Consider the following 13,943-nt stretch of genomic DNA (forward strand, 5'->3'; position numbering starts at 1 on the left):
GAGTCAAGTTTAGTTTTACGATACGTATGGGTTTGAAATTGGAAGATTTAGCGCAAATAGATGATAAACTTTCTCAGCGTCACATTGATCTTGATCCTGGTGGATATTTCATTATTTACTTAGAGCGAGAAACAGGGCTGATTTGTGCCAAGCATTTCACTAATGTAATTGATGAGCATGGTTTAGCAGTAGATCCAGAAACGGGAAAAGTAATTCCGGCACGAGGAAAAGTAGAACGAACTCACACAACAGTATTTACAGGGAGGACAGCAAAAGAATTATGTGTGCAAATCTTTGAACAAACAAAGCCCTGTCCCGTGACTCAGCTCAACCATGCAGCTTATTTAGGTCGAGAATTTGTTCGTGCTGAGATTGCTTTGGTGACAGGGCAAGAGTATGTTCAAGATTAGTTGTTGGTTAATGGTTGTTAGTTGTTTTTTGGTGGTCATTCCATAGACGCGCAAGCGGCTTTCCAGAGGATACAACTAACAACAACCAACAAACAACTACTGACCATCAGAAGATGATGGTTGGACAGCTAGGTAAATGTAATAAGTCGCCATTGGGATGACAGTGGCAGCAATTAAAAGCCCCACTACCCAGGCGATCGCATTGCCTTTATCGGCTGCTTCTGTTTTCCCAAAGGTGCCTTCTACCTGCACTTTTTCCACTATTTGGGGTGGACCAGGATCCGGTTCACCAGAAAGTACAGCGACTAAGCGATCGCTAGCATCTAAAAATGCTTGATTATATTTGTCACCATCTCGCAAAGGTGCCATTAGGGTTTCATCTGCCACACTTTTGGCAATTTCGTCTGTCAGTAAAGACTTGACGCGATCGCCACTGATAATAGCAGCACCGTTAGTAACGGTATCAATCATTAATAAGGTTTGATTGGCTTGTGCTTCTGTTGTCGGAAACCATTTTTCAAATAATGCTTTCGTAAAGCTTTCCGGGGTTTCACCATAATCTAAACGACGTACGGTAACAAATCTGACTTCATTTCCAGTTTGCTTGGCTAAATCCTCTAAGGCACTACTAATTTTGCCTTCATTTACACGACTAAGGACTTCAGCTTGGTCTACAACCCAAGTATTGGGTGTTAAATTGGGCATTTCATATACACCTGTAGCAAAAGCTGGTGTAGCAAAAAATGCAGAAACCATAAGCAGAAGGCAGAAAGTAGAAATTCTCAATCCTTCTGATTTTGACATTATCCATTGGATATGTTTTTTCCAATTCAATAGTTGGCAGAGGAGCTGTTTCATTGGAGTAATGTTATGTATAAAGACGGGCTTTCACCAAAAATACTACATAACTATAGGACAAGTCTCATCTTTTGCCAGAGTCTTTAGCAGTTAGTAGTTATCAGTTATCTGGGAAAACACCACACCAATTGCTGTCAGGCTTTATGGGTAACGAGTCTGACCGCTTCCCCTTTAACCAAACCTCTCTATTTTCCTAACGTTTGCCAAGACAAATGCGATCGCTTTGATTATTTTTACCCATAAAACCTGATTTAGTTACATATTTTATGACTTTTCAACTTGATTGTATTCATTTTCTGGGTATGCGATCACTGCCGTTAGATCACAACTTGCTATCGTTCAATCACAAGATGATGTCGTTAGATCGCAACTTGCTGCTATTAAGAATGCAGTTTGAGTCAGAATAAGATTGACCACCAATCTAAGCTAAAATAAACTTCAGCATTGCATGAGGATTGTTAAATTACCCAAAAAATCCTTGAGCTAATGCCTTAGCGTTATGCGATTGAAAATCATTACGTTATGTTGCTTTACCAATATTAAAAAGTATGCAATTTATATCTTCAATTAAAGTTGAGTGAGTGGCTACATATAATCAAGTAAAGATAAACATTTCGATGCAAATTTATGGGCAGCAAAATTATCTTGTTCTCAAAGCTGTGTATAAATATTGGTCAGATGCCAGTTCATATAGGTAGGACAAATAGCTGGTAAACTAATAATTACTTGACTTTATATTAATATGTGGTTTTTGTTTCCTCTTCATTTGTTATAAATAGATAGACGTGGCCAAAAATATAATTTTATGTGAGCATAAATGATAGTTGTTTATTGCTTGATAAAAGCAGTAATTAGTATTTTTTATTTTATGGACTTGATTTCTAACAATTTCTTGCATCAGCATACAAAAATATTTGCATTTTCGTGATTCATTCGCAAAATCATTTTATCATCGATATATAAAAGTAATAAGAGAGCAAGTGAGAAAAAAGTAGTAAATATAGATATCATTAATACTAATAAATTAAATATTAATTCAACATTACTCAAATTCCTAAAGGCCAATGATTACACAATCTTTTAACTCAGACAATATTCTGGTAGTTGATGATTCACCTGATAACGTGTTTTTAATCAAAACCATTTTAGAAGAAGAAGGCTACACAGTTACTACAGCAGAAAATGGTGTTTCTGCATTGGCAAAAATTTCTGAAGCTAATTTTGATTTAGTGTTGCTAGATCTGATGATGCCAGGGATGGATGGTTATGAAGTAACTAAGCGGATCAGAGAAAATAGGAGTTTGCCATTTATCCCGATTTTACTGATTACAGCCCACGATTCACCCAATGTCGCCCAAGGTTTAGATTTAGGTGCTGATGATTTTATCCGTAAACCTGTGACAGTGGATGAGTTATTAGCAAGAGTGCGATCGCTGCTGCGATTAAAGCATAGTATAGATGAAAGAGATGAAATTGCGCGTCAAAGAGAAGATTTTGTTTCTCGTCTCACCCACGACTTACGCACACCTCTAGTTGCAGCAGAACGAATGCTGACACTGCTTTCGGAAGGTGCGCTAGGGAGTTTATCAGCACCGATGCAGGAAGTGATCACCATCATGGCTCGTAGTAATACCAACCTGCTAGCGATGGTGAATACCTTATTGGAAGTATATCGTTTTGAAGCAGGTCGTAAAACCCTAGCCTTTCAACCAGTTAATTTAGAGCAATTACTCAAAGAAGTTGCAGGCGAACTAACTCCTTTGGCCCAAGCCAAGCAACTGGCAATAAATTTAGATATTGATGAGCATTCTAGCAAAAGTACAATTGTAGGCGATCGCTTAGAACTACATCGCCTATTCACCAACTTAATCGGTAACGCCATTAAGTTTACCGATAAAGGTTTTGTCACCATAAGTCTTGTACCAATTACCAGTAATGATAGAAGTATTACGATCAAAATAGCAGATACAGGACCTGGAATTCCTCCTGAAGAACAAGCAACTTTATTTGAACGATTTCGCCAAGGTAGTCACAAGCGTTCTGGTAGTGGTTTAGGACTGTATCTTTCTCGTCGAATAGTAGAAGCGCACAAAGGAAGTATCGAAGTAAATTCAGAGTTAGGAAAAGGCAGCATATTTACTGTTAATTTACCCATCAAACAATAACTTTCTAAATTACGTTTGATGTGAATTCAGCGTGCAAAACATTTATTTTGTAGAAAGCGAACACCGACACACGGATGATTCATCTGTGTACATCGGTGTTCATCTGTGTTCGATATTCACCGATTTTTTGTAGCTTGAATTCATCTCATCGTCCGATAATTTTTGGGAAGACGAACACCGATAAACCAATGGATGCAGAGCGATTACTCGTTAACAACAGCAGTGAATGCACATTAGATATAAGTTATCAATTAAGTTGAGATACATCTATTTATAACCAAAATGTATTAAAATTTATCGATATGGGCATTCTTCAGTTATCCTCATTTAAATTAAACAAAGTTGTTGGAGAAATTAAATGATTTCTGAAACCTCAATTCATCCAATTCTTGAGCAACAACGAGTTTTTTTTCAATCTGGTAAAACTAAATCACTATCTTTTCGTATTTCCCAGCTCAAACTTTTACAACAAAGCGTTAAGGAAAACAAAACAGTAATTTGTCAGGCTTTAAAAGCAGATTTAAATAAACCAGAATTTGAGGCTTTTTCCTCAGAAATAATATTAGTTTTCAAAGAAATTGAATATTGTATCAAAAATCTTAAGAACTGGACTAAGCCTCAAAAAGCAAAAGTCCCTTGGCAATTAATTCCTGCTTCAGCAAAAATTTATCCAGAACCGTTAGGAGTTGTTTTAATTATTGGTACTTGGAACTATCCTTTTCAGTTAGTAATCACACCATTGATTGGAGCGATCGCTGCTGGAAATTGTACTATTATTAAACCATCAGAATTAGCTCCGCATACATCCAGTGTTATTTCTAAGCTCATAGCTAAATATTTCCAGCCAGAATACATTACAGTTATTGAAGGAGGTGTGGAAACAAGTCAAAAATTATTGTCAGAAAAGTTTGATCACATATTTTTCACTGGTGGTACTGCTGTAGCTAAAATTATTATGGAAGCCGCAGCCAAACATCTTACACCTGTTACCTTAGAATTGGGTGGCAAAAATCCTTGTATTGTTGATACAGATATTCATATTGCACATACTGCTAGACGCATTACTTGGGGTAAGTTTATTAATGCTGGACAAACTTGCTTAGCACCAGATTATTTATTAGTACATACTAACATTAAAAAAAATTTAATATCTGCAATTCAAAAATGTATCCAAGACTTTTATGGTAATAACCCTGCCATCAGTCCTGATTATGGCAGAATTATCAATCAAAAACAATTTGATAGAATCATAAGTCTTTTAAAGGGAAATAAAATTATTTTTGGTGGAGAAACAAACAGAGAACAACTTTATATTGCTCCTACATTAATAGAGAATGTTTCCTTGACAGATTCTATTATGCAAGAGGAAATTTTTGGGCCAGTTTTACCAATTATCGAATACACAGATGTATCGGAAGCGATCGCTTTGATCAATTCCCTACCTAAAGCTTTAGCTTTGTACTTATTTTCTAATAACAAAAATCTTCAACAAAGAGTTTTACAGACAACTTCATCAGGGACTGTGTGTCTCAATGAAACAGTCATGCATATTGGAGTCTCATCCTTACCATTTGGTGGCGTAGGTGATAGCGGTATCGGCAGTTATCACGGTAAATTTAGTTTTGACACATTTTCTCACTATAAAAGTGTATTACACAATCCCTTTTGGTTGGATTTAAAATGGCGATATGCTCCCTACACAAAGGGTAAATTATCTTTTTTAAAAAGATTGATTGGATACTAGTCCTTAACTCTCCCGAATACAAGGCGCTGCTGCTAGAACTTGCGCCTCTGTTTGCATCAGTTCAATATCTGATGACAACCACTGACGAGGTGCTTGACAGTGGTGAGCCACTAATAGTCCCCATAATCCTTTGGGAGTCAAGACTGGTACAACCAGGTTGGCGCGAACCTGCAATTGGCGCAGAAAATCTCGGTGACAAGTAGCAATTGCCTCTGATTCAATATCGGGGATTGCGCGTACCCGTCCTGCCAAATACATGGCAGCATACTCATCATTAAAACAATCATCAGGTCCTGTTGAACCTAAGATAGAAAATTCTTCAGAACTCAAGGCTTCAAATGTTACCTGTCCTTGCCATTGATAGTAAAAGTAATACAAAACCACGCGATCCACTTGCAAAGTTTCTCTGAGACGGTTTGTTGTTTGTATGACTAAAGCGTCTCGTTCCATTGTTCCGATCAGGCGTTCAAGTACTTTTTGCAAACCGCGATCGCGATGCGCTGTGACACTAGGATTAAATTCTGGGTTGGGATGACTTTGCACTGGTCTGCAATAACGACTGATTGACTAACCTTCCATGCTACACATGGCAGGTGATTCTCTTAACTTACCGTTATAAATTCCTGACTCGACAAAATGTTTTAAATTTTTAAGAATCTATCTAAGTACCATTTCACAAAATTATTGATACAAATTCTTTGTCCCCCTCGTCGCCCTTGTCCCCCCTGACTGCCAAATGCATCAAACTTATAGTGAAATGGCATAAGTAGCCGTCATGAGGTGCGAACCTCACCCCCCTCCCCTCTCTTGACGGGGTGAGGTTGTCAAATCATTAAAAATTACTATAGCGCTCCTCTGCCCAAGGTTCGCCTCTATGGTGATAACCATTGCGTTCCCAAAAACCCAATTCCTCATTTTGGAGAAATTCTAAGCCATTTATCCACTTAGCGCTTTTCCAAGCATAAAGGTGAGGAACTACCAGTCGCATTGGTCCACCGTGTTCTGCTGGTAATGGTTCACCAAATAATTTAAAAGCAAAGAAATTTTCTTCTTTGAGAAAATCTTCCATAGAAATATTAGTGGTGTAACCGCCGTAGCAGTGTTCCATCACATAGACTGCTTTGGGATCAACTTCAATTTGCTTCATGAAGTCTGTCACCTTAATACCAGTCCATTTGACATCGAGTTTAGACCAACGGGTTACACAGTGGAAGTCAGCAGTAAACTCGTGCTGGGGTAACGCCATGAAATCTGACCAAGTAAAAGACTTGGGTGTCACCAAACCCCATACCCGAAATTGCCATTCATCTGTGTTGACTTGGGGAGTATCACCATAGGTTAAGACAGGAAAACCCTTAGTCAAATATTGACCGGGTGGAACCCGTTCTTTTTCTTCCTGCGCCGGTCTCTGAAAAAACTTTCCTAGCATAGCTACCAGAAAAATAGGTCTTCTGTAGACACTTTAATTTTTATATAAGTATTTGGTAATCAGTCATAGGTAATGGGTAATAGATAATGTATTCTCTCAATTACCAATTACCAATTACCAATTAGCAGTTTTATGATTCCTCTTCTTCCTCTTCTTCCGCAGACGGGTAGACAAAGGTAGAGCGTCCAGTCAAAATCGACTTACCAAGGGAGAGAGCTTTTTGTGCTTCCAGGCTAGCTTTACGTCTCCAGGTAGCTCGACGCTTATCACGTTTGGATTTAGATGTTTTCTTCTTTGGAACAGCCATATTAGCGGATAACGCAATTTTTGACAACCTTATTATTCTAAGCCATCAAGGCATAATTGGTTATTGGTTGTTGGTTGTTAGTTGTTAGTTGTTAACCGTCCCCTTTGTCTCCCTTGTCCCTTCACACCCCTCACGCTCCCCATCACCCACCTCCCCACTCCTACTTCCCAGCTTGGTTATTCGTTGCAGGAGCAGGGGTTGTGAAGTTGTCTCCAAAATATAGAAGCGATCGCGCTGTTTTGAAGTATTTTGCCCAGCGTCGTGGATCGGGACGCTGACGCCACTGGGGGCGAGTCACTGCTAATTCTAAAACTGGTGCGATCGCTCCGTTGTTTTGTACGGAGACAAATATGGAAACATCTGTTACTAAGATATCTTGATCAAAACTACGTTGAGCAGCAGCTCTAGCAGCGGCTTCTGCTCTTTGCAGTAGGGTTTCGTAGTTTTCTTCTGGTAAGCGATCAATAAACAGGTCTACTCTGGCGGTGTAAGCTCGCACAATTTCGGGTGCGATCGCGCCCATTGTCAGCCAAATCGGAACCGCAGTACCCAGCAAAACTACTGCCTGAGCTATCCGGATTCTCTTAGCAATTAATGGCATAAGTTGAATAAGTCTCCCAGGAATAATTCTATTTCCAAAGAGAATTCTGCATGATGACTGATGACTGTAACTCTTCATAACCTGTATACTCCTCACTATGAAAATTTTTGGTGAATCCAAGCACAGTATAATTTCGGTTAATCAAGTAAGAAAAAATACATTTTTTATTCTGTGTCTAAATGAAAATCAACCGGAATTGGGAATTCTGAACAGCGAACTCCCAACTCGCAATTGTTTTAGTCACGCAGACTATCAATAAAACACTAGGTTAGCTTTGTTTTTTCAGCAAAGACAACCGCGATTTTAAGTAAGCAAAACATAACCGGCAGAAAGTGCGATGGCAAATAACTGGGCGATCGCTATTGGCGTAAATCAATATCAATTCTTTCAACCGTTAGGATGTGCTCAAGCCGATGCCGAGGCGTTAAAAGATTTCTTGGTAGTAGAAGCAGGTTTTTTACAACAGCAGTGTCTCTTAATGACAGACACTTCACCACCTCTCGGTGATAGATCTACTTATCCCACCAAGGAAAACATTCTGCTTTTATTAGAAGATTTAGCTGCGGCATGTTGGCAGCCCCAAGACAGACTGTGGTTTTTCTTTAGTGGTTATGGCATCAATCACAACGGACAAGATTACCTGATGCCTATAGAAGCAAACCCTGCTCACATTGAAGAAACTGGCATAGAATTGCGGGCGTTAATGCAAAATCTGCAACTTGCTAGGCTTGACACATTGATATTGCTGGACATCAACCGTGCTTATGCTAGTCAGGCTAATACTCTCATTGGTCAAGAAGCAATTGAACTAGCACAAGAATTACAAATTCCTACTATTATTTCTTGCCAACCAGAACAATTTTCTCACGAAAGTACCGAACTTGGTCATGGATTCTTTACAGCAGCAGTATTGGAAGCTTTGCGTTCTGGCAATGGCAAGACTTTGGATGATCTAGAAAGATACTTGAGTCTGCGCACTCCAGAACTATGTCAACACTACTGGCGTCCAACGCAAAACCCTGTTACTATTATTCCCTCCAGGCAACAAGGAATCTTACCGACATCACAAACTAATCATCGTATCAAAAATACAACTTCCCTTAGTTCTAAAGAAATTTTAGCTGCTGCTTTGCCCACACCTTCGCTGCATTCTAATTCCCATCAATTAACAGCAAATACAACTACCTGGAATGGAGTGGGGGAAGTAGGGGGAATGGAGGAAGAAATTTCCAACTATTCATCACTTTCACCCCCAGCAACAACAAACTACTCACAAGCAAAACAAACAGCCACAGCCAGCACCTCTATTTGGAAACCACTGCTGTGGTGGGGTGTAAGTACAATGATGGTTATTGGCTTGCTGGCAGTGGTTTTTCTTCGCAATCAGGCAGGTTTTAGAACTGTAGAGATTTCCCCAGCTGCCACTAAAACTGCTACTGATGACAGTGACACAGAAATTCTGCCTGTACTACCAGAGGTTGCTAGAAATAACAAGATTGTCAAGATTTTGCCAACTGTTCCACCGCCTCTACAAAATAATCAAATCAAACCACCGACTGTTCCTCTATCTGAATCAGCTAAGCGTCAGCAAGCGCTGTCGGACTTAGCGAAAATGTCACTGCAACCGAATCAAGCAAGCCATCTCAGCTTGGCGATCGCTAAAGCTAAAAAAATCAAACCTGGAACTCAAGGTTACGAACAAGCACAAACAAATATTAAAATTTGGAGTGGCATGATCTTAGACTTAGCTAAAAATCGTGCCAAACAGAGAAAGTATGCCACAGCTGTGGCTGCTGCTGAGTTAATTAATCAAGATCAGCCAAATTATCCACAAGCACAAGCAGCAATTCAACAGTGGCGTCAACAAGCCAAGCAATATGTGGCTAACACAACCCTTTTGGATGCTGCAAATGGCTTAATTCAGCCAGGACAAGCTTCTACTTACAACCGTGCGATCGAAGTCGCTAAGAAAGTTTCACCAGGAGAACCAGGTTCCGATCAAGCGCGAAAATCTATAAATAAGTGGAGCGAAATCATTTTGCAACTGGCTATGCGCCGTGCTTCTAGAGGAGAAACCAAAGCAGCAATTGCCACGGCTTCTTTAGTGCCAGAGGGAACATCAGCCTATAACAAGGCTCAGCAAGCCATTGAAAAGTGGCAAAACAGAAAGCCGCAAAAGTGAGGTAAGGAGGACGCGGGAGACACGGGGGGAATAAACACCTATTCCCAATCCCCGATCTCCGATTCCCTAGCAATACTGGGAAACATCCTCGCCGCATTCATCGGCTAGATAGCAAAGCGCTCGGAAACGTAAGCTCATAACTTCTTCGTATAAGGGGTTCAGCTTACACATTGGTGGGATGTGAAATAAGGTTTTACCAAATAGCTTAACATCGCGCTCAAAGGGACATTGAGCAGGAATTAGATGACACAAGCGATGTGCGAATTGGCGATCGCTTACTTTAACGTGGTCTAGCCACCGACGTAGAGGCTGGAGAATATCCAAATCAGGTTTAGAGGCTGGATGATGTGAGTGAATAGCATTGGTATTGCTGGCTTCGGTTGGAGTTAGTGCTACCCAGCTAGCGAAAAAAATCTTTTTTGTGGTATTGTCAAATACCTTCATTACCTACTCCTCTTTTTGCTTGAGGGTCTTCACCACTTCGATGAAGATATACAATGTAACAATTGCATTTCCCGGAAAATTCTTGTCCCGACACACATGCTACTCGCTATTTCAGTAGTCACTTTGCTCAGAACTGTTCTAACTACGTCAAGTTAATCTCAATTTCCTGGGGATCGGAAGTGGGATTGTGATATTTTCTTAATAACTTGACATAGTTAAAATTTTAATAAAGTCATCTGTCTTTAGACAGATATTAATGTAGCATTTACGAAGTTTTTTTGCAGAAAATTTCTCACTAGAATTTTGCCCAAGTACATGTCTAGTGTGAAAGAAGACTTAGCATCCAGAAATGACTTTTTTGTCATCAGTTGCGATGCTTTTCACGCCGCACTGACTGGGGTTATGAGTCTTCTGGTCGCTGTTTGTCGTTTTTTGCCCCTGATTCAACAATTGTGCATTCCTAATTCAGAATTAGGATAACCAGCAAAAGATGTTACCACATATATTGAAATTTGCCACCTATATTTTTTTAGGGTTGACCTATCTGGGGTTAGCATTAGGCTACCTGCCTGGTTTACGCATGAATCGTGCTGCGATCGCCTTGGTGGGTTCTGCCTTTTTAATTGCTTTGGGTGTAGTAAGTTTGCAGGAGGCTTGGCAAGCAATTGATCCCACCACGATAGTGTTTTTGTTGAGCATGATGGTGGTGAACGCTAACTTAACCTACGCAGGATTTTTCCCTGAAGCATTGTCGCTGCTTTTACGTTTTACTCGCAGTCCTTTAGGGATATTGATCGCTTTAACCTTTGGTAGTGGTATTCTTTCCGCTTTTTTTTTGAATGATACCTTGGCACTAATTTTTACACCACTTGTCTTGAGCCTCACTCAAGCTTTGAGATTGAATCCCATACCCTACTTATTAGCGATCGCAGGTGCAACAAACATTGGTTCTGTCGCTACCTTGAGCGGTAATCCTCAAAACATCCTGATTGGCTCCTTTTCAGGTGTCCATTACTTGGATTTTATGAGGGTGATGACTCCAATTGCTGTAACAGGGTTAGCAATTCAAGTAATTCTACTGTGTTTACTTTACCCAAATGTACGCTCAATTGTCCCCTGCGAACACTTACCCACAGGGAAAAAGCGCATCTTTAGACCTTTGTATAACAAAACCTTAATAATAACCACCGGATTGTTAATTGCTTTTGCTGTTGGTTTACCTTTAGCAGAGTCAGCTTTAGTAGCTGCTAGCTTATTACTTATCACTAGGCGAGTCAAACCACAGCGCATTCTGCAAAAAGTAGATTGGAATCTGTTGGTGATGTTCTCTGGACTATTTATATTGACTAAAGCGGCTCAAAAACTGAATTTACTACAACCCTTTACCTATGCAGTGAACTCTGCTGCTGGTTTACTGGGAGTGACAGCTATTTTGTCGAACTTAATTTCTAATGTTCCTGCGGTACTGCTGTTACATCCTCTGATTGCGAAAGATGATACCCAATCTTGGCTGTTGCTAGCAGCAGCATCAACTTTGGCAGGTAATTTGACTTTGTTTGGTGCAGTCGCCAACTTGATTGTCGTAGAAGCGGCGGCGGAGTTGGGTTATAAGTTAACCTTTTGGGAGCATCTACGTTTTGGTGTGCCGGTGACGGTGTTAACTTTACTTGTGGTTTATTTGTGGATTCACTAGGTTTCTGGCAAAAAGTTTATAGCGATCGCTTAGGTCGCACAGGAGAGGGGGTATTTGGACTAACTGAAGACTTAGAAAATTATCCTGAATTTCTTGAGCGTGTTGGCAACAGTTCGGAACCATAAGATACCGCCGTCTAAGTTTGATTAATAAAAATCGAACACAGATGCACACAGATACACACAGATGGATTATCCGTGTGTATTTATGTGTCTGTTGGTGTTCGCTTACTCAAAAGCAATTAGAATTTTGCCAACAGATAGGAGATTTTCAATTTCCTACGATGCTACCTGAGCAGCTGTGCGAGTCCGCCGTCTTCTACCATCAGCAACTTTTACAGGCGGTTCATCAGGAATTTGCATCAGCAATGTCAGTGATGGTTGACATTGCAATTCACGACGAATGGAACGTGCTAGTTCCCGTTCTAATACTTCTTGCAATCCACCCCAGTCTACTTCTGGTTGATCACTCTCGAAACCTTGGGCAAATTCTGACCAACGTACACTGAGGATTTCTTCAATTCGCTGTTTTACCCATTTTTGGAGGAGCGATCGCTCGATACTTGTGACTACACCGCGTAGGTGAATTTCTGGTTTTACCATCAGTTTGCCAGTCCAATCTATTGCTGCGGCAATGGTAACAATACCTTCTTCTGCCATTTTCTGCCGTTCTTGCAAGACTTTGGCGCTGACCATACCAGAACTAGAAGTATCTACTAGTTCTAAACCAGATGGAACTTTTCCTACAGCACGAATTGATTCTTCTGTCAACTCTACAATATCACCATTCTGGATAATCACCATGTTCTCGGCAGGAACACCCATACTCTGGGCTGTTTCGGCGTGCTTCACCAACATCCGATGTTCACCATGAACTGGTAAGAAGAACTTGGGACGAGTTAAGGCTAGCATGAGTTTTTGGTCTTCTTGACAGCCGTGACCGGAAACGTGAATGCCTTTTTCCCGCCCGTAGACTACATTTGCGCCCTGCATCATCAATTTATCGATGACGTTGACAACAGCGATCGTATTCCCAGGAATCGGGTTGGCAGAAAATACGACTGTGTCCCCTGGACGAATTTTGATATGGGGGTGTTCTTTGTTAGCAATGCGTGTCATGGCTGACATCGGTTCGCCTTGAGAACCTGTTGTCAGAATCAAGACGTTTTCATCTGGCAGATTGCGGATGGAATTTAAAGGCTGAAGCAAGTCGTCGTTACACTTGATATAACCCAGATTGCGGGCATGGGCAATCAAATTCAGCATCGAACGTCCAACGACTGTAACGACACGGTTATGCTTCTGTGCTAACTGCAAAATTATGTTGATGCGGTGGACGCTAGAAGCAAAGGTTGTCACAAACAGTCGTCCTGGTGCTTGGGAAAAAACCCGATCCAGATTAGGAAAAACTGAGCTTTCTGAAGGCGTGAATCCAGGTACCTCAGAATTAGTCGAATCACTCATCAAACACAGAACGCCTTTTTCCCCATGTTCGGCTAAGCGTTGGATATCAAACCGTTCACCATCTACGGGTGTGTGGTCAAATTTAAAGTCTCCTGTGTGGATCAGGACACCGAGGGGGGTATGGATAGCAACGGTGAAACTGTCAGCAATGGAGTGGGTGTTGCGAATATATTCCACAAAAAAGTGTTTACCAATTCGCACGACGTCGCGGGGAAGGACACTTCTTAATTCTGTGCGATCGCGTACTCCTGCTTCTTCCAATTTACCCTCTAGCATGGCCATGGCTAAGCGAGGGCCATAAATCACAGGAATTTCAAATTGTTTCAGGTGAAAGGCTATACCACCGATATGGTCTTCATGACCGTGGGTAACAATCATGCCTTTGATTTTATGGCGATTTTCCCGCACGTAGGTCATGTCTGGCAGAACAATATTGACTCCGTGCATTCCATCTGTGGGAAATGCCAAACCTGCATCTAAGAGGATAATTTCATCTTCGTACTCAAAAACGCAAGTGTTTTTACCAATTTCATGTAAGCCACCCAATGGAATAATTTTGAGGGCGGAATTAGTTTCGTTTTTAGTCATTTTCTCCTGAGATTATTTTGTCGTTAGAATATGAGAATTTAGCGGTCTTTGAAGACAGT

General features: G+C 40.7%; 14 protein-coding genes. 7 read left to right on the plus strand and 7 right to left on the minus strand.

Going from position 1 to position 13,943, the window contains the following annotated elements; all coding sequences use genetic code 11:
• Window positions 1-26: 26 nt before the first annotated feature.
• Window positions 27-410 carry a DUF4346 domain-containing protein gene (locus UYK_RS0105350; protein ID WP_009457998.1) on the plus strand — a complete coding sequence of 128 codons (384 nt, stop codon included), beginning with the start codon at window positions 27-29 and terminating at the stop codon, window positions 408-410.
• Window positions 411-506: 96 nt separating this feature from the next.
• Here the strand turns inward: UYK_RS0105350 and psb32 are convergent, their stop codons facing one another.
• Window positions 507-1,268: a photosystem II repair protein Psb32 gene (gene psb32, locus UYK_RS0105355; RefSeq protein WP_026086370.1), complete on the minus strand. Its 762-nt coding sequence runs from the start codon at window positions 1,266-1,268 to the stop codon at window positions 507-509.
• A 1,064-nt stretch (window positions 1,269-2,332) separates the two neighbouring features.
• Between psb32 and UYK_RS0105360 the strand changes: the two genes are divergently transcribed.
• Together UYK_RS0105360 and UYK_RS0105365 are read left to right on the plus strand one after the other, a co-directional pair.
• Complete coding sequence (locus tag UYK_RS0105360) at window positions 2,333-3,433, plus strand: hybrid sensor histidine kinase/response regulator (protein WP_009457994.1); 1,101 nt, start codon at window positions 2,333-2,335, stop codon at window positions 3,431-3,433.
• Window positions 3,434-3,791: 358 nt separating this feature from the next.
• Window positions 3,792-5,177 (plus strand): aldehyde dehydrogenase, encoded by a 1,386-nt coding sequence (locus UYK_RS0105365; RefSeq protein WP_016871050.1) that lies wholly within the window; start codon window positions 3,792-3,794, stop codon window positions 5,175-5,177.
• A gap of 3 nt (window positions 5,178-5,180) precedes the next feature.
• Here UYK_RS0105365 and UYK_RS0105370 read toward each other — a convergent pair whose 3' ends face one another.
• The 4 genes from UYK_RS0105370 to UYK_RS0105385 all read right to left on the minus strand — a co-directional run bounded on the left by UYK_RS0105370 (window position 5,181) and on the right by UYK_RS0105385 (window position 7,514).
• Window positions 5,181-5,720 (minus strand): GAF domain-containing protein, encoded by a 540-nt coding sequence (locus UYK_RS0105370; protein ID WP_009457990.1) that lies wholly within the window; start codon window positions 5,718-5,720, stop codon window positions 5,181-5,183.
• A gap of 289 nt (window positions 5,721-6,009) precedes the next feature.
• Window positions 6,010-6,606, minus strand: a complete 597-nt coding sequence (locus UYK_RS0105375; RefSeq protein WP_009457988.1) for a sulfite oxidase-like oxidoreductase — start codon at window positions 6,604-6,606, stop codon at window positions 6,010-6,012.
• A 130-nt stretch (window positions 6,607-6,736) separates the two neighbouring features.
• On the minus strand, window positions 6,737-6,913 hold the full coding sequence (rpmF, locus tag UYK_RS0105380; RefSeq protein ID WP_009457986.1) for a 50S ribosomal protein L32: 177 nt from the start codon (window positions 6,911-6,913) through the stop codon (window positions 6,737-6,739).
• A gap of 160 nt (window positions 6,914-7,073) precedes the next feature.
• Window positions 7,074-7,514 carry a hypothetical protein gene (locus UYK_RS0105385; protein ID WP_016871051.1) on the minus strand — a complete coding sequence of 147 codons (441 nt, stop codon included), beginning with the start codon at window positions 7,512-7,514 and terminating at the stop codon, window positions 7,074-7,076.
• Window positions 7,515-7,851: 337 nt separating this feature from the next.
• Between UYK_RS0105385 and UYK_RS0105390 the strand changes: the two genes are divergently transcribed.
• The gene (locus tag UYK_RS0105390; protein ID WP_016871052.1) at window positions 7,852-9,696 is read left to right on the plus strand and encodes a caspase family protein; all 1,845 of its coding nucleotides are present in this window, start codon (window positions 7,852-7,854) and stop codon (window positions 9,694-9,696) included.
• Between the two features lie 66 nt (window positions 9,697-9,762).
• On the opposite strand, the gene UYK_RS0105395 is transcribed toward UYK_RS0105390, so the two are convergent.
• Window positions 9,763-10,140, minus strand: coding sequence for a Mo-dependent nitrogenase C-terminal domain-containing protein (locus UYK_RS0105395; RefSeq protein WP_009457976.1), 378 nt, complete (start codon window positions 10,138-10,140; stop codon window positions 9,763-9,765).
• A gap of 315 nt (window positions 10,141-10,455) precedes the next feature.
• On the opposite strand from UYK_RS0105395, the gene UYK_RS26675 reads away from it, so the two are divergent.
• The 3 genes from UYK_RS26675 to UYK_RS25970 are packed head-to-tail and all read left to right on the plus strand — an operon-like array spanning window position 10,456 to window position 11,958.
• Window positions 10,456-10,620, plus strand: coding sequence for a hypothetical protein (locus UYK_RS26675; RefSeq protein WP_009457974.1), 165 nt, complete (start codon window positions 10,456-10,458; stop codon window positions 10,618-10,620).
• A gap of 10 nt (window positions 10,621-10,630) precedes the next feature.
• Complete coding sequence (locus tag UYK_RS0105405; protein WP_009457972.1) at window positions 10,631-11,833, plus strand: anion transporter; 1,203 nt, start codon at window positions 10,631-10,633, stop codon at window positions 11,831-11,833.
• On the plus strand, window positions 11,821-11,958 hold the full coding sequence (locus UYK_RS25970; protein ID WP_016871053.1) for a hypothetical protein: 138 nt from the start codon (window positions 11,821-11,823) through the stop codon (window positions 11,956-11,958). The genes UYK_RS0105405 and UYK_RS25970 overlap by 13 nt, the downstream gene beginning before the upstream one ends.
• Before the next feature lie 153 nt (window positions 11,959-12,111).
• Here UYK_RS25970 and UYK_RS0105415 read toward each other — a convergent pair whose 3' ends face one another.
• Entirely contained in the window at window positions 12,112-13,884 is a 1,773-nt protein-coding gene (locus UYK_RS0105415; protein WP_009457970.1) for a ribonuclease J, read from the minus strand.
• Window positions 13,885-13,943: the final 59 nt, after the last annotated feature.

The organism is Fischerella thermalis PCC 7521 (genome assembly GCF_000317225.1).
Taxonomy (GTDB): domain Bacteria; phylum Cyanobacteriota; class Cyanobacteriia; order Cyanobacteriales; family Nostocaceae; genus Fischerella; species Fischerella thermalis.